The organism is Vibrio sinaloensis, assembly GCF_000808535.1.
In the GTDB taxonomy this organism is placed as follows: domain Bacteria; phylum Pseudomonadota; class Gammaproteobacteria; order Enterobacterales; family Vibrionaceae; genus Vibrio; species Vibrio sinaloensis_D.
In genome coordinates this window covers 112,083-129,403 of sequence record NZ_JWLV01000010.1, presented here as the reverse complement: position 1 = coordinate 129,403, position 17,321 = coordinate 112,083, and the positions used below count along the sequence as shown (strand labels likewise).

Annotated in this window: 13 protein-coding genes; 2 read left to right on the top strand and 11 right to left on the bottom strand. The window is 45.5% G+C overall.

Annotated features, from left to right (window positions below; translation table 11 throughout):
• Positions 1 to 53: 53 nt before the first annotated feature.
• The 9 genes from rpsA to tig form a co-directional block, all read right to left on the bottom strand.
• Positions 54 to 1,724, bottom strand: coding sequence for a 30S ribosomal protein S1 (gene rpsA, locus RJ47_RS07960; protein WP_039483004.1), 1,671 nt, complete (start codon positions 1,722 to 1,724; stop codon positions 54 to 56).
• A 103-nt stretch (positions 1,725 to 1,827) separates the two neighbouring features.
• On the bottom strand, positions 1,828 to 2,508 hold the full coding sequence (cmk, locus tag RJ47_RS07955; RefSeq protein ID WP_038191526.1) for a (d)CMP kinase: 681 nt from the start codon (positions 2,506 to 2,508) through the stop codon (positions 1,828 to 1,830).
• A gap of 138 nt (positions 2,509 to 2,646) precedes the next feature.
• On the bottom strand, positions 2,647 to 2,940 hold the full coding sequence (locus RJ47_RS07950; protein WP_038191527.1) for a ComEA family DNA-binding protein: 294 nt from the start codon (positions 2,938 to 2,940) through the stop codon (positions 2,647 to 2,649).
• Between the two features lie 132 nt (positions 2,941 to 3,072).
• A complete protein-coding gene (gene ppiD, locus RJ47_RS07945) occupies positions 3,073 to 4,932 on the bottom strand; it encodes a peptidylprolyl isomerase (protein WP_039483003.1) in 1,860 nt (619 codons plus the stop codon).
• Between the two features lie 171 nt (positions 4,933 to 5,103).
• Entirely contained in the window at positions 5,104 to 5,376 is a 273-nt protein-coding gene (locus RJ47_RS07940) for an HU family DNA-binding protein (RefSeq protein WP_005473436.1), read from the bottom strand.
• A gap of 191 nt (positions 5,377 to 5,567) precedes the next feature.
• On the bottom strand, positions 5,568 to 7,919 hold the full coding sequence (lon, locus tag RJ47_RS07935) for an endopeptidase La (RefSeq protein ID WP_039483000.1): 2,352 nt from the start codon (positions 7,917 to 7,919) through the stop codon (positions 5,568 to 5,570).
• Between the two features lie 129 nt (positions 7,920 to 8,048).
• Positions 8,049 to 9,332, bottom strand: coding sequence for an ATP-dependent protease ATP-binding subunit ClpX (gene clpX, locus RJ47_RS07930; protein ID WP_038133983.1), 1,284 nt, complete (start codon positions 9,330 to 9,332; stop codon positions 8,049 to 8,051).
• Between the two features lie 80 nt (positions 9,333 to 9,412).
• Entirely contained in the window at positions 9,413 to 10,039 is a 627-nt protein-coding gene (gene clpP / locus RJ47_RS07925) for an ATP-dependent Clp endopeptidase proteolytic subunit ClpP (protein ID WP_005473337.1), read from the bottom strand.
• Between the two features lie 105 nt (positions 10,040 to 10,144).
• On the bottom strand, positions 10,145 to 11,449 hold the full coding sequence (tig, locus tag RJ47_RS07920) for a trigger factor (RefSeq protein WP_038213531.1): 1,305 nt from the start codon (positions 11,447 to 11,449) through the stop codon (positions 10,145 to 10,147).
• A 513-nt stretch (positions 11,450 to 11,962) separates the two neighbouring features.
• Here tig and RJ47_RS07915 point away from each other — a divergent pair.
• Together RJ47_RS07915 and RJ47_RS07910 are read left to right on the top strand one after the other, a co-directional pair.
• Positions 11,963 to 13,774, top strand: a complete 1,812-nt coding sequence (locus RJ47_RS07915) for a sensor histidine kinase (RefSeq protein WP_039482996.1) — start codon at positions 11,963 to 11,965, stop codon at positions 13,772 to 13,774.
• Positions 13,774 to 15,111, top strand: coding sequence for a sigma-54-dependent transcriptional regulator (locus RJ47_RS07910; protein WP_039482994.1), 1,338 nt, complete (start codon positions 13,774 to 13,776; stop codon positions 15,109 to 15,111). The genes RJ47_RS07915 and RJ47_RS07910 overlap by 1 nt, the downstream gene beginning before the upstream one ends.
• 52 nt (positions 15,112 to 15,163) lie before the next feature.
• Here the strand turns inward: RJ47_RS07910 and RJ47_RS07905 are convergent, their stop codons facing one another.
• Both RJ47_RS07905 and RJ47_RS07900 read right to left on the bottom strand, forming a co-directional pair.
• Positions 15,164 to 16,525 carry a TRAP transporter large permease gene (locus tag RJ47_RS07905; protein WP_005473339.1) on the bottom strand — a complete coding sequence of 454 codons (1,362 nt, stop codon included), beginning with the start codon at positions 16,523 to 16,525 and terminating at the stop codon, positions 15,164 to 15,166.
• A 3-nt stretch (positions 16,526 to 16,528) separates the two neighbouring features.
• Positions 16,529 to 17,215: a TRAP transporter small permease gene (locus RJ47_RS07900; RefSeq protein ID WP_038213520.1), complete on the bottom strand. Its 687-nt coding sequence runs from the start codon at positions 17,213 to 17,215 to the stop codon at positions 16,529 to 16,531.
• Between the last annotated feature and the right edge of the window lie 106 nt (positions 17,216 to 17,321).

Below are 17,321 nucleotides of genomic sequence, written 5' to 3'. Positions count from 1 at the left end.
GAGTAAGAATAAAAAAGGAGCCTTACGGCCCCTTTTTCTTAAAAACGAGTAAATTACTCGCCTTTAGCTGCTTTGAATGCGTCAGCCATAGCGTTACCGAACGAAGCTTCATCAGCTTTGTTCAGAGAAGCCATTGCTTCTTGCTCTTCTGCTTCATCTTTAGCTTTGATAGATAGGTTGATTACGCGGTTCTTACGGTCTACACCTGTGAACTTCGCTTCAACGCTGTCACCAACGCTTAGGATTAGAGATGCATCTTCAACGCGGTCACGTGAAGCTTCAGAAGCGCGGATGTAACCTTCAACGCCTTCTACTAGCTCGATAGTTGCACCTTTAGCGTCTACTGCAGTAACAGTACCGCTAACTAGTGCACCTTTCTTGTTCTCAGCAACGTAAGCATTGAATGGGTCATTTTCCATTTGCTTAACGCCTAGAGAGATACGCTCACGCTCAGCATCTACAGCTAGAACTACAGCAGAGATCTCGTCGCCTTTCTTGTACTCACGTACAGCTTCTTCACCAGCAACATTCCAAGAAATGTCAGATAGGTGAACTAGACCGTCGATGCCGCCTTCTAGACCGATGAAGATACCGAAGTCAGTGATAGACTTGATCTTACCAGTAACTTTGTCGCCTTTAGCTTGCGCTTCAGCGAAAGATTGCCATGGGTTAGCTTTACACTGTTTCAGACCTAGAGAGATACGACGACGTTCTTCGTCGATTTCAAGAACCATAACCTCAACTTCGTCGCCAACATTAACAACTTTAGATGGGTGGATGTTCTTGTTAGTCCAATCCATTTCAGAAACGTGTACTAGACCTTCAACGCCTTCTTCGATTTCAACGAAACAGCCGTAGTCAGTTAGGTTAGTAACGCGACCAGTTAGTTTGTGACCTTCTGGGTAACGCTTAGCGATTGCTACCCATGGATCTTCGCCTAGTTGCTTAAGACCTAGTGATACGCGAGTACGCTCACGGTCGAACTTAAGAACTTTAACTTGGATCTCGTCACCAACGTTAACGATCTCAGAAGGGTGCTTAACGCGCTTCCAAGCCATGTCAGTGATGTGTAGTAGGCCGTCAACGCCACCTAGGTCTACGAACGCACCGTAGTCAGTAAGGTTCTTAACGATACCTTTCACTTCTGCGCCTTCTTGTAGAGTTTCTAGAAGCTCATCACGCTCAACGCTGTTCTCAGATTCGATTACTGCACGACGAGATACAACTACGTTGTTACGCTTCTGGTCAAGTTTGATAACTTTGAACTCTAGCTCTTTGTTTTCTAGGTGAGCAGTGTCACGGATAGGACGTACGTCTACTAGTGAACCAGGAAGGAAAGCACGGATACCGTTTAGTTCAACAGTGAAACCGCCTTTAACTTTACCGTTGATGATACCAACAACAGTTTCAGCTTCTTCACAAGCTTTCTCAAGAACGATCCAAGCTTCGTGACGCTTCGCTTTCTCACGAGAAAGTTGAGTTTCACCGAAACCATCTTCAACAGCGTCTAGAGCTACGTCTACTTCAGCGCCAACTTCAACTTCAAGTTCGCCAGCAGCGTTCTTGAACTGTTCAGCAGGGATAGCAGATTCAGACTTAAGACCAGCGTCAACAAGAACGAAACCGTTCTCGATAGCTACTACAGTACCTTTAACGATGCTGCCTTGTTGGAATTCTGTTTCGTTTAGAAACTCTTCAAAGAGTTGAGCAAAAGATTCAGTCATTTATTTAATCTTCAATAAATTAAACGTCCACGGGTTTCCTACCGCGTGGGGTTATTAAATTCGCCGGTCATCATCCTTGCGACCAACGCTCTGACCTAGCCGCTTAAGCGACTAGCTTAGATTCGATATATTGTAGTGCTTTTTCTACCACTTCGTCGATACTCATCACGGTAGAATCTAGCAACAGTGCATCCTCAGCAGGGCGCAATGGCGCTACTGGGCGGTTACGATCTCGGTCGTCACGCTCTTGGATCTCGCACAAAAGGTCGTCAAATTTAACATCTAAACCCTTGCCTTGCAACTGTTTAAGCCTACGATTAGCGCGCTCTTCAGCGCTGGCATCTAGGAAAATTTTCGCTTCTGCTTGAGGGAAAACAACCGTCCCCATATCACGACCGTCAGCGACCAAACCAACGCCTTCAGCAAACGCGCGCTGACGTCGAAGCAATGCTTCACGAACGCGCGGCAACGCCGCCACTTTAGACGCTGCCATACCTGTCTCTTCTTTACGAAGCTCACCTGAAACGTCTTCACCTTCAAGAATCACTTTTACAAGGTCCCCTTCAGCAATGAACTGAACATCAAGGTGTGTCGCCAAAGGAACAAGAGCGTCTTCGGATTCTAGATCCACACCATGGTGAATTGCCGCCAATGCGAGAACACGATAAATCGCGCCAGAATCGAGTAAGTGAAAACCTAACTTCTTAGAAAGAAGCATGCAAAGCGTGCCCTTGCCAGCTCCGCTTGGTCCATCAACGGTCACTACCGGTGTATGAGACGACATCATTAACTCCACGTTAGTTTGGTTCAGCGTAATAGTGCTGATTCAGTATCGGCGTGAAATTATAGAGGTATTCGAACAAGGGTGCTAGGAAGGATTGAGGAAAATTGAAAAAGAGCGCATACGCGCTCTAAATAAGATTTATAATTGAATTCGCTCACGATTTTTATCAACCAGTGCCGGACCAATCCCCTTGACATCCACTAGCGACTCAGCGCTCTCGAAATCTCCATGCTTCTCACGATAGTCGACTATCGCTTGCGCTTTTTTCATTCCAATTCCGGTAAGCAAATCTGCGAGTTCCTCTGCGCTCGCCTGGTTCACGTTCACCGTAATTTCTATTCCCTCATACTTTGGGTTCACTTTTTGATCTGCCAACGCGACTTGTGGCAAAGAAAGAACAAGTATGAATGTAAACAACCATTTTATGAACACAAAACTCTCCTTGAAGTAACGATACAGGCATGAGGTTACCCTGAGAAATTGCATTGAAAACTACACAGCACAAAAAAACAAAACGGGCTGCAAATGCAGCCCGTTTTTATCGATATATCAATTACATTGAAATTATTGCGATACTACAAAATACTCAATGTCGGTCGTTTTACGTAAAACGCTTATCAATCCAGTTAAGTCGAGTTGAGCATTCATCTGTGTCAACTGGTTACTAATTTGCGCGTTGTACTGAGCGTCAAACTCATCACTCACATTCGATAGCTTAACAACCGCAATGTTTCCGTTTAGCTCTTTAGCCTGAGCGTACTCAACCTTGCCTTCTGATGGCTTAGGCATTGCGAAAATAACATCTGCCATAGGTGCACTGCGATCAACAGCTTGAACGTCATTGAATGCTAGACCATTTTCGTTTAACAGCTCTTGCTTACCTTCTTTTAGTTCCGCAACAAGCTTATCCGCCAATGCAATCGCGTTCTGCTCGCCTTTGATCTTGGACAGTGTCGCCACAACTTGTTCACGAACATCGTCTAAAGGCAAAACCATCTCGTCACGGTAATCTTCAACACGAACTACGATGACATGCTCAGGTGCAACTTCAATCACTTCTGAGTTCAAGCCATCTTCTTTGACTTCTGGGCTGAGGATAGCTTGCAACACTGATGGTGCTTTCAGCAGTTCAGGCGCATCGACTTGCGAAATAAAATCCGTCGTTTCAATTTTCGCGTCAATAGCTGCCGCAGCGTCATCTAGTGAGTCAGGGTACTCAAAGGCAACTTTCTCTAATTCGCTTTGCAGTTCATAAAACTGGTCGATGGCTTGTTGGTCTTTCAGCTCTTGTTTGATCTGAGCCGCGACGTCAGCGTATGGCTTAACGACCGAGCCTTTAAGCTCATCAAGCTTGATAATGTGGTAGCCAAAGTCCGATTTGACTAAACCCGTTACATCACCCACGTTCTTCAGCGCAAATGCTGCTTCTTCGAAAGCTGGGTCCATGACATCACGCTCAATCCAACCTAGCGATCCGCCTTCTGATGCACTACCAAAGTCATCTGATTTTTCTTCTGCCAACGCTGCAAAATCTGTCCCAGCGTTAAGCTCATCCAAAATAGCCTGTGCTTTAGCTTGGTCATCACCTTCGACTAGGATGTGACTTACGCGACGTTGTTCTTCTGAAGAGTATTTATCTAAATGTTCTTCAAAGTACTTTTTAGCTTCTTCGTCAGAGACAGTTATTGCATCTTTTAGCTTCTGAGCTGACAGCTCGATGTAAGCGACTTTCACCTGTTCAGGACGTGTATAGCGCTCTGAGTTTTGCTCGTAGTAACCTTGAATTTCATCGTCCGACAATTCTACTTTAGCTGCGAAGTCATCAAGAGGTAGACTCAGCGTTTGAACCTCACGAGTTTGAGTCAACAACTTAGCCTGTGCTTCAACTTCTGCTGGAAGAGAGAAATCACTCGCTTGAATCGCTGTTAGGAGTTGGTTACGAACCAAATCACGACGCAAATACTCCGCAAAACTTTCCGGAGTGAAACCCGCACGACGCAAAGACGACTGATAGATTTCTTGGTCAAACTTACCATCAACTTGGAACTGAGGCATTTCAACAATCATGGTACGTACTTGTGCATCACTTACACGTAAACCTAGAGATGCGGCATGTTGCTCAAGCAGCAAATCATTGACCATACGATCAAGAACGGATTTTCGGAAAGATTCTACGTAGCTAGGATCTGCAAGAAGATTTGAGAAATAATCACCAAGTTGAGCTTGCATGCGGTTGCGTTCATTTTGATACGCTTGCTCAAACTCACCACGGCCAATTTCTACGTTGCCCACTTTTGCAGCTGTGTTGCCAGCGCCACCGACAATGTAGCTTCCTACACCTGCAAAAACGAAAGATAGGATGATAAGTCCCAGGATAATTTTTACCGCGATGCTGTTAACGCCTTCGCGTAATCGATCCATCATACTTAAACTACTCTCCGCTCGCACATCTCAGCATTGTTGAGAACACTTAGATGTGCCTAATACTAAAACAAAAATGAATAGCGCGATAATACCAGAAAAAGAAATGCGCATCAGTATGATGCGCATATTTTAAAAAGGTTCTAACAAAATTGGCGATGAAGCCAATTTTTATTAGTTACAAGCGTCTTTTAGTGCTTTACCCGCTTTGAATGAAGGTACTTTCGCTTCAGCAATTTGAATTTCTTCACCCGTTTTTGGGTTACGGCCTGTGCGAGCTGCACGAGTGCGCACGCTGAATGTACCGAAGCCAACAAGTGCAACTTGATCACCAGACTGAAGTGTATCACTCACTGCTTCGATAAGAGCGTCAAGTGCGCGGCCTGCTGATGCTTTAGATAGATCTGCGTTTTCTGCAATTTTTTCTACTAATTGTGTTTTATTCACTGTGATTCCCCTTTGCGCTACCTTATTTAGTTATTTACGGTAGCTTTCGTTCCATTTGTTTCAAATCAGCGACAATCCCTTATACCGCAAGGGCTGAAGCTATAGTCGCTAACGTTAGCGCCCAAAAAAAACGCTGACAAGCCTTTTTAAGCCTATCAGCGTAATCTTTTACTTATTTTTGCTACACATCACTATTTTGCAGCAGCAATCTCGACACCTGACGGGTCTTTTTCTAATGCAACTTGAAGTACTTCATCAATCCATTGCACCGGAATTACCTTCAGATCAGCGATGACATTGTCTGGAATTTCTTCCAAATCGCGCTCATTGTCTTTAGGAATCAGTACTGTTTTGATGCCACCACGATGAGCCGCAAGCAGTTTCTCTTTTAAGCCACCGATAGGTAGGACTTCACCACGTAAGGTAATCTCACCGGTCATACCGACTTCCGCTTTAACAGGGTTTCCTGTAAGGCTAGAAACTAACGCGGTACACATGGCAATACCTGCACTTGGACCATCTTTTGGTGTCGCACCTTCTGGTACGTGTACGTGAATATCGCGCTTCTCATGGAAGTCTGAGTTAATACCAAGCTTCTCGGCACGTGAACGTACTACCGTCATTGCCGCTTGGATTGACTCTTTCATCACGTCACCCAGTGACCCTGTTTGTGTCAACTTGCCTTTGCCAGGCATCGCTTCCGTTTCGATAGTCAACAGATCGCCGCCCACTTGCGTCCAAGCTAGACCTGTCACTTGACCGATACGGTTACTGTCTTCTGCTTTGCCATAATCATGGCGCTGAACACCCAGATACTCTTTTAGATTATCCATAGTAACAGTGACGCTCTTAAGCTCTTTATCGAGCAAGATATTCTTCACTGCTTTGCGACAAATCTTCGAGATCTCACGCTCTAGGCTACGAACACCCGCTTCACGCGTGTAGTAACGGATGATGCCAATAATGGCTGAGTCTTCGATCTCAATCTCACCCACTTTTAGGCCGTTGCGCTTGATCTGTTTTTCAACTAAGTGGCGCTTCGCAATATTCAGCTTTTCGTCTTCGGTGTAGCCCGATAAACGAATCACTTCCATACGGTCTAGCAGAGGTCCCGGAATATCCATCGAGTTCGACGTTGCCACAAACATTACGTCAGACAGGTCATAATCGACTTCTAGATAATGGTCGTTAAACGCGTTGTTTTGTTCAGGGTCAAGAACCTCTAACAGGGCAGATGATGGATCACCACGCATATCAGACGACATCTTGTCGATTTCATCCAATAAGAACAGCGGGTTCTTCACACCAACTTTGGACATTTTCTGAATAAGTTTACCCGGCATTGAACCGATGTATGTACGACGGTGACCACGAATCTCCGCTTCATCACGTACGCCGCCTAATGCCATGCGCGTGTATTGGCGACCTGTCGCAGCAGCAATTGAACGACCTAGAGACGTTTTACCCACACCAGGAGGACCAACAAGACATAAGATTGGACCTTTAAGCTTATTGATTCGATTCTGAACCGCCAAGTATTCTAGAATGCGCTCTTTAACACGCTCTAGACCATAATGGTCTTCGTTTAGAATTTCTTCTGCTTTCGCCAAGTTCTTCTTAACTTTCGAACGCTTGCTCCAAGGTACACCAAGCATCCAATCGATGTAGCCACGTACAACAGTTGCTTCTGCTGACATTGGTGACATCATCTTAAGCTTTTGTAGCTCTTGCTCAGTTTTTTCACGCGCTTCTTGAGGCATTTTAGAATCAGCGATTTTCTGTTTCAGAGCTTCAAATTCGTCAACGCCATCTTCGCCTTCACCCAGCTCTTTCTGGATGGCTTTCATTTGCTCGTTCAGGTAGTACTCGCGTTGAGATTTTTCCATCTGCTTTTTAACGCGAGTTCGGATGCGCTTCTCAACCTGTAGCAAGTCGATTTCCGACTCCATTTGCCCCATCAAGAATTCCAGACGCTCTGTTACGTCTAAGATCTCAAGAACTGTTTGTTTGTCAGCGAGCTTGAGCGGCATATGCGCAGCGATGGTATCTGCAAGACGAGCTGCTTCGTCAATACCACTGAGTGACGTGAGAACTTCTGGTGGGATTTTCTTGTTGAGCTTAATAAAGCCTTCAAACTGATTGATTGCACTACGAACAATGACTTCGTGCTCGCGCTCGTCAAGTTCTTCCGTGACCAGATATTCAGCATCAGCGACGAAGAACTCATCATCAGTCAGACTATTGATTTTTGCGCGTTGTTGACCTTCAACAAGAACTTTTACTGTGCCATCTGGTAGCTTTAAAAGTTGAAGAATAGTCGCAACGGTACCTACATCGAAAAGATCATTCTTCGTTGGTTCATCTGTATCCGCTTCTTTCTGCGCAACTAGCAGCACTTGCTTGTTGTTATCCATTGCCGCTTCGAGACAAGCGATGGATTTTTCACGACCAACAAACAAAGGAATTACCATGTGCGGGTAAACGACTACATCTCTTAGAGGTAGTACAGGGATCTCGATACGTTCGGAACGTTCCAAGTTCATATTATTCTCTCTTCCGCTTAGTCTTATGAGCAGTATATGGGGGCTAATTGGTTGGATTCAATGAAAGAATAAAAAAAAGGAGGTAATTGATTACCTCCTTTTCTGATTTAGCAAATTATGTGAATCGGGTTACGATTCTGCACCCGCAGCTTGGTTGTCAGCGTTGCTGTAAATCAACAGCGGTTCAGACTCACCGTTGATGACTGACTCATCAATTACAACTTTGCTTACGTTGTCCATTGATGGCAGCTCGTACATCGTCTCAAGAAGAACCGCTTCAAGAATCGAACGCAATCCGCGAGCTCCTGTTTTACGCTCCATCGCTTTCTTCGCGATTGCGCGTAGTGCATCTTCACGGAACTCAAGCTCAGAGTCTTCAAGTTCAAACAAGGCTGCATACTGCTTCGTTAATGCGTTCTTTGGTTCACAAAGAATCTGAATCAACGCATCTTCGTCAAGCTCAGTCAATGTTGTCGTCACTGGTAGACGACCGATGAACTCAGGGATTAGACCGTATTTAACCAAATCTTCTGGCTCAACCTGAGTGAACAATTCACCCACAGTCTTAGTTTCGTCTTTAGAACGAACTTCCGCACCAAAACCAATACCAGTGCCCGTTGCAACACGTTGCTCGATGACTTTATCTAGGCCAGCAAACGCACCACCACAAATAAATAGAATCTTAGATGTGTCTACTTGTAGGAATTCTTGCTGAGGATGCTTACGACCACCTTGCGGGGGAACTGAAGCAACCGTACCTTCGATAAGTTTTAGAAGCGCTTGCTGAACACCTTCACCTGACACATCACGAGTGATCGATGGGTTTTCAGCTTTGCGTGAAATCTTGTCAATTTCGTCGATGTAAACAATACCGCGCTCTGCTTTCGCGACATCGTAATCACATTTTTGGAGCAGTTTTTGAATGATGTTTTCAACATCTTCACCAACGTAACCCGCTTCAGTCAGCGTCGTTGCGTCTGCCATTGTGAAAGGTACATCTAGGAAACGAGCTAGGGTTTCAGCCAGTAGCGTTTTACCACTGCCCGTTGGACCGATAAGAAGAATGTTACTCTTACCAAGTTCCACACCTTCGCTTGTCGTGTCGCCGTTACGTAAACGCTTGTAGTGGTTGTAAACGGCCACTGCAAGCACTTTCTTAGCGTAATCTTGACCGATCACATAGTCATCTAAATGTTCACGAATTTCTCTTGGAGCGGGTAACGCTTCAGATTGTTTTTTCGGTAGAACATCTTTAATTTCTTCACGAATAATATCGTTACATAGATCGACACATTCGTCACAGATATAGACGGATGGACCGGCGATCAGCTTGCGAACTTCGTGCTGGCTTTTGCCGCAGAAAGAGCAGTAAAGAAGCTTACTACTACCGCTCTCTTTGCTTTTATCTGTCATTCGCTAACCTCTTAGCCTTTACTCATATGATTTGAGTGTATATCAATTTAAACCGAATTGCGCTAAACAATTGCTATCAATTATTCACCGCGGTGGCTTAATACTGCATCAACCAAACCGTACTCCACAGCTTGCTCAGCAGCCATAAAGTTATCACGATCGGTATCGCGTTCAATCACTTCTAACGGTTGACCTGTATGCTCAGCCAGCAGCTTGTTCAGCTTCTGTTTGATGGTCAAAATCTCTTGCGCATGAATTTGAATATCAGACGCTTGACCTTGGAAACCGCCAAGTGGTTGGTGAATCATCACGCGCGAATTAGGCAGTACATAACGCTTGCCTGGTGCGCCACCAGCAAGTAAGAATGCGCCCATTGAGCATGCTTGTCCCATACATACCGTGCTGACATTTGGTTTGATAAACTGCATGGTGTCGTAAATCGACATACCCGCTGTCACACTACCGCCAGGCGAGTTGATGTATAGGAAAATATCTTTATCAGGATTTTCAGACTCTAGGAAAAGTAGCTGCGCCACGACAAGATTTGCCATGTGATCTTCCACTTGACCCGTTAAGAAGATAACGCGCTCTTTCAGCAAGCGAGAGTAAATATCGTAAGAACGTTCACCACGGGAAGTCTGTTCAACCACCATTGGTACTAGCGCGTCTAGAATTGGCGACATTGCATTTTTTTCTTGGTAGCTCATATTCTTATGTCCCTAAAATAAATGGCCCGAATGACAAATATCATACGGACCATTGTTAGCAGAATAGTTAACGTTTCGTCAACCTTCTACGCAAGATATTGCTTATTAAGCCGCTGGCTGCTGGTTCATTAGCTCGTTGAAGCTAACTTCTTTTTCAGTAACCTGAGCTTTAGCGATGATTGCGTCAATTGCTTGCTCTTCAAGAGCAACGTTGCGCATGTTGTTCATCATTTGCTCGTTTTGCTCGTAGTAAGCAACAACTTCAGCTGGATCTTCGTAAGCTGTCGCCATTTCTTCGATTAGCGCTTTCACTTTCTCGTCGTCAGCTTTTAGCTCTTCAGACTTGATTACTTCGCCTAGAAGAAGACCAACAACTACGCGACGCTTAGCTTGTTCTTCGAACAGTTCACGTGGAAGTTGTGCAGCCGCTTCAGGGTTGCCACCGAAACGCTGTGCAGCTTGCTGACGTAGAGTACCGATTTCTTGATCGATAAGTGCCGCAGGTACGTCGATTTCGTTCTCTTTAACTAGACCGTCGATTGCTTGCTCTTTGATGCGGTTCTTAACAGCTTGCTTAAGCTCACGCTCCATGTTCTTACGAACTTCAGCTTTAAGTGCGTCTACGCCACCCTCAGCAACACCGAACTTAGCAACGAACTCGTCGTTCAGTTCTGGAAGCTCACGCGCTTCAACTTTGTTTACTTTGATTGCAAACTTAGCCGCTTTACCTTTTAGGTTTTCTGCGTGGTAATCTTCTGGGAAAGTTACGTCGATTTCGAATTCCATACCAGCAGTCTTACCTGCGATACCATCTTCAAAACCAGGGATCATGCGACCCGCGCCCATTTCTAGTGGGAAGTTCTCAGCTTTACCGCCTTCGAATTCTTCGCCGTCAATTGAGCCAACGAAATCGATAGTTGCGCGCTTGCCTTCTTCAGCCGCTTCTTCTACTTCAACCCAACCAGCTTGTTGCTTACGTAGCGTTTCGATCATCTCTTCAACGTCAGCGTCATTTACTTCCGTTGTTGGTTTTTCAACAGTGATGTTCTCTAGGCCTTTAAGCTCAACTTCTGGGTAAACTTCGAAAGTTGCGTTGAAAACTAGGTCTGCACCTTCTTTGTTTTCAACTGGAGCGAACGTTGGTGCACCTGCTGGGTTGATTTTTTCTTTAACGATCGCTTCGATGAAGTGACGTTGCATTACTTCGCCCATCACGTCTTGACGTACTGCTTTGCCGTACATCTTCGCAACCATTTTTAGAGGCACTTTACCTTTACGGAAACCATCGAAACGACGGTTCTTTGCGATGTTGCGTAGTTCAGCTGTCACAGCATCTTCGATGTTTGCAGCTGGAACAGTAATGTTAAGACGGCGCTCTAGGCCCTCTAGAGTTTCAACAGTAACTTGCATTATTCATTAACCTCAAAACTGGCTCAGTCTTGCTGAGCTTATGTGCCCTAAAATCCAAAAACAGGTATTAGGACCCATCCTTGTTTGTACTCTGCGAGTACTCTTTATAAATCGAGTATCGATAACGGCAAAGATCCGCTATCGGACTAATGAGCGATATCTTTACGAATCCGAGTTCGTGAAAGGTATCTCCGATTAGCCTCAGGATAAAAATTTAGACGCAGCATTCTACCGACCTAGTCGATAGCTGTCGAGCCGATCCCTAAGATACCGTTAGGATTACCCTAAAAACTCACTTAACTGCTAAAAAAAGAAGCAATAAAGTCGTTATTGTCTTCAGAAATGGGGACATTAATAGCTTTTTCAAGAGAAACTAGCCTTTTTTTGGAATTAAACAAAAAAAGGAGATCTAAGTCCGGTTTTATTCCTCATTTTTGTTACACCTTTAAACACAACCGTAACAAAAAATATTACCCTGAAGGCTCGATTGTCACCTTGATTTCATGGAAGTCTATGGCCTCATTCCGCCGTGCTTATGTTTACCTTTTTTTAGCTTACGTCACTTGCCTAGTGGCTGGCTCAAAGTTGGTATGGAACTTCAATCATCAATCACTACTTGAAGAGCATCAAGCGCAACTCGACCGATTTTCTAGTCACATTTACGCGAAGTTAGACAAGTATGCCCACTTACCCCAGCTACTTGCCGAAGACCGCGAGCTGACATCTGCACTGTTGCAGCCCGACAATTCGGCACAGATTGATCTAACCAATCGATACTTAGAAGACGTCAATTCCATCATCCAAGCGTCGGACACCTATCTCCTCGATCGTTGGGGCAACACTATAGCCGCGAGCAATTGGAGTTCAAGCCGTACTTTTTTAGGCAAAAACTTTGCTTGGCGCCCCTACTTTTCTGAAGCGATTCAAGGGCAACGAAGTCAATATTTTGCGTTGGGTTCAACGTCTGGTCAGCGAGGCTACTACTATTCGTTTCCTGTTATTTACGCGGCGGAAAACATTGGGGTCATCGTTGTCAAAATGGACCTCTCGGCCATAGAGGGCAACTGGAAAGGAAAGCAGAGTACGTTTGTTGCAACCGACAAATACAACATCGTGTTTATGTCGAGTAACCCAACTTGGCTGTTCAAAAGCTTAACTGACATAAGCAAATCTAACAGGGCGCTCATCACCGAAAGTCGTCAATACTTGGATACCCCGATTCTCTCTCTCGCATTACATGGAGATCTTACCGCTATACACTCTGAACTTTGGGAATCCAATCAAGGTGGATTTAAGGGCGTTTACATGGCTTCCAATCGCCCGTTTCCTCAGTTGGATTTGACCATCCGAGTGCTCACCGAAAAAGTCACCTTGCTGTGGCCAACTTTGAGCTTTGGATTAGTATTAACGCTCCTGTTCGTTATCGCGTTTTTGACCCTTCAACTGACGCATCAAAGACATCAGAAAAAACGCCAATTTGAACAACTGCAATCTGAAGCAAAACAAAAGCTCGAGTTTTTAGTTATGGAGCGAACGTCCGAGCTTCAAGCAGAAATCTTGGAAAGAACTCGCACTGAAGACGCCTTACGACAAACGCAAAATGAGCTTATCCAAGCGGCAAAACTTGCCGTACTGGGTCAAATGTCTGCGAGTATCAGCCATGAACTGAACAACCCACTCGCGGCAATTCGAAGCTTCGCTGACAACGGAAGACGATTCTTGACCAAAGAGAAATTTGACCGAGTCGATGACAACTTGGCTCGTATCTCAAATTTGACCGATCGGATGGCAAAAATAAGTAATCAGCTGAAATCGTTCACCCGTAAATCTGATAGCCAAGATGTACAACTTTTGGCGCTTGCTCCGGTAATCATCTCCGCCAAGGAACTGGTGACCCCACAGATAAAAAGCCATCAAGTCACTTTCAACATCAATATCGAGGGCTTGTCAGCCAAAGTTGATATTAATGCTATCCAGATTGAGCAAGTACTGATCAATCTCATCACCAATGCAGCTCAAGCCGTTGAAGCGTCAAAAGAACGTATCGTTAACCTTTCCTATCATCAAAACGATGCTGTGGTATCGGTTTTTATCGATGACAGTGGACCGGGAATCGATACGACGACCGCAGCCCATCTGTTTGAGCCGTTTTTTACCACCAAGAAAAATGGCTTGGGGTTAGGGCTATCGATTTCTCAGCAAATCGTTCAAACCATGAATGGAAAGCTCAGCGTTGGCCAGTCTCCTCTTGGCGGTGCAAGGTTTACTCTGACATTACCCAATAGACTTCAATCCACACAAGCCAATCGCAAGGATACATGTTGATGTACGATGTATTTTTCATTGATGACGAGAGCGACATTCGCATCGCCATTGAACAGAGCTTCGAATTAGAGGAGATTTCTGCCCTCTTTTTCGCCAGTGCAGAAGACGCCATGCTCGCAATAAAGCAACACGGCATGCCTAAAGTCGTCATATCAGATATTTGTTTGCCTGGTTTATCTGGCGAGAACCTCTTATCGACCGTGTTAAACCAAGATAGCGATGTCCCTGTTATCTTAATTACAGGCCACGGAGACATATCAATGGCCGTCAATGCGTTAAGGAATGGCGCTTACGACTTTATCGAAAAACCTTTTGCTATTGACCGCTTAATTGATACGACGAATCGAGCGATAGAAAAGCGTCAGCTGACCCTTGAAAACCAAGAGCTAAAGCGAAGCCTGAAGGCAAGCCAAACTCTTGGTCCAAGAATTATTGGTGATACTCAATCCATCCAATCGCTTCGCGACACCATTTCTCACATTGCCGATACAAACGCAGACATTTTATTGTTCGGCGAGACTGGAACAGGTAAAGAGCTCTTCGCTCGATCAATCCACGAGCAGAGCTCTCGACGTGAAGCAAACTTTGTGGCTATCAACTGTGGCGCTGTCCCAGAAAACTTGATTGAGAGTGAGTTATACGGACATGAGAAAGGCGCTTTTACTGGTGCCGATGCCACACGAATCGGTAAGTTCGAGCATGCCCAAGGGGGCACCTTGTTTCTTGACGAGATTGAGTCGATGCCAATGCAGGCGCAAATTCGTTTGCTAAGAGTACTGCAGGAACGCGTGATAGAGCGAGTTGGGTCCAACACTCTGATTCCAGTAGATATAAGAGTGATTGCTGCCACCAAAGTCGATCTTAAGCAAGCCGCCGCCGCCGGAGAGTTTCGTGAGGATCTTTATTATCGCCTAAACGTGGTGACTCTCGACCTTCCTCCACTTCGACAACGTAAAGAAGACATCCCCGCCCTGTTTCATCACTTTTTACTGGTGGCGGCCGCTCGCTACGGGAAAGCGGCAAATGCTCTACCTGAAGCTGATTTACAGACTCTTATGAGTCATGATTGGCCAGGTAACGTTCGGGAGTTACGTAACAGTGCTGAGCGGTTTGTCCTATTGGGAAACCTTGGCCACCTAAACCCAACACAGCCGATTGCCGATTCAATTCCGCTTGCTACCCAAGTCGCTGAGTTTGAGAAAACTCTAATTGAACAAGCCTTGGCGAGCAATCACGGCAAAATTAACGAAACACTCGATACCCTACAACTTGCACGCAAAACGCTGTACGACAAAATGCAAAAATATGGCATCGAGAAAGAGCGCTATAAGCCGTAAATGAAAAAGCCCAGACAACTGAATATCTGGGCTTTTGTTTATCGAAAGCATGTTACTTGGTGATGATCTCAGGTCCCATTAAAGTGGTTGGCAACCATGTCGATACCCAAGGTACATAAGTAACAATGATGAGGAAGAGGAACATAACTGCAACCCAAGGCAGTGCCGCTTTCACCACTTGCATCATAGACATCTTAGCGACCCCGGCGGTTACAAATAAGTTCAACCCAACCGGCGGGGTGATCATACCTATCTCCATGTTCACCACCATCATGATACCTAGGTGAATGGGGTCAATGCCGAGGGCAATCGCAATTGGGAATACCAATGGCGCTACGATGATCAACAGCCCTGATGGCTCCATAAACTGGCCACCAATCAAGAGCAATACGTTCACCACAATCAAGAAGGTAATTGGCCCAAGGCCGGCTGATAGCATAGACTCTGTGATCATTTGCGGAATGCGCTCTTCCGTCAACACGTGCTTTAAGATCAAAGCATTGGCGATGATAAACAGCAGCATAATAGTCAGCTTACCTGCATCGTACAGAGTATGCTTTGTGTCTTTATGCACGAACGCTTGGAATACTTTGACGATCGCAGGCTTAGTATTTTTCTTGTCTGCGAACGGCCCCATGTCCTTATAGATAAAGTTCGCGATAAAGAAAGAGTAAACCGCAGCTACTGCGGCCGCTTCTGTCGGTGTGAAGATACCGCCATAGATACCGCCGAGGATGATTACTACCAGCAGTAGACCCCAACTTGCATCTTTCGCTGCAGCAAACATTTCACCCCAACCGACAAATGGCTGTTTAGGTAGATTCTTAATGCGCGCCGCAATGTAGATAGCAATCATTAGCATCACACCGGCAAGCAGACCAGGAATAACACCGCCAAGGAACATACGACCAACCGACACATCCGTCGCTGCCGCATAAACCACCATGACGATAGAAGGTGGAATCAAGATGCCTAGCGTACCAGCGTTACAAATCACCCCAGCAGCGAAATCTTTCGAATAGCCGTTTTTGATCATCCCTGCGATAACGATACTACCAATCGCCACCACAGTTGCTGGTGAAGACCCAGAAAGAGCCGCAAACATCATACATGCGACCACGGAAGCCATCGCTAAACCGCCTCGGAACCAGCCAACCATTGCAATAGCAAAACGGATAATACGTTTAGCAACACCGCCGGTAGACATAAAACTCGATGCCAGAATAAAGAATGGAATCGCCAGTAAGGTATAGTGACCAGCAAACGCGTTAAATAAGGTTTGAGCAACCGACGCCAACGACGCATCCGAATGCATCATCAAAAACAGAATACTCGACAGGCCCAATGATACGGCGATTGGCACGCCAATTAGCATAAAGCCAACCACCATTACGAATAGAAACAAAATATCCATGGTTTAGCTCTCCTTGCTCTTATCGTTATTGTCAGAGTTGGCTGCAGATTTAGGCTCCATTGCCTCTCCCGCATCTTTTAACTCTTCTTTGAGCGCTTCTAACTCCTCCTCTGCTTCGTGGCCAGCAATCAGGCGATCGAGCTTACCAGTGGCGATTTGAACGGTGATCTGCGCAAAACGGAATGTCATTAGCGCCATCCCAATTGGCAGCGCCATATAAGGGATAAAGCGCGGCAGTTTTTCATAGCGCTCACCTTCGTTGAGCCAATCGGCTAAAAACTGCAGCATTTCAGGCATTGGAATATCGTCTGTTTCATACCACGCACGCTCTGTCGCAAATGGATACCAATAGTTCCAAGAGCCAATCAAAAGCAAAATAGAAAAGGTCAAACAGCATGCCGCCGCGATGAGTGCGTAAATTCTGCGAAGCTTCTCAGGTGCCAAGTTGATGACGACATCGACGCCGATATGAAAGTGTTTTTTCACGCCGTAAGATGCGCCAACGAGCACCATCCACGCGAATAGGAAAACGGTAAGTTCCAAGGCCCAAAGAATATTGTCGTTAAAGACATATCGAAAAATTACGTTGGCAAAAGTGAGCATAGTCATCGCACCAAGGAAAAAAGCAATCAGCGTTTCCTCGATGGCGTCGGTCACTCTACCTATTCTGGCAAAAATTGACTGTTCCATAGTTACATCGCTTTATAGACCAAACTGGCTAACCAGCTCGGCATGACAGGGAAAGAAAGGCCCTCCTCCCGACAAGAGGGCCAATAGTTAGGGGGATCGTTATAGT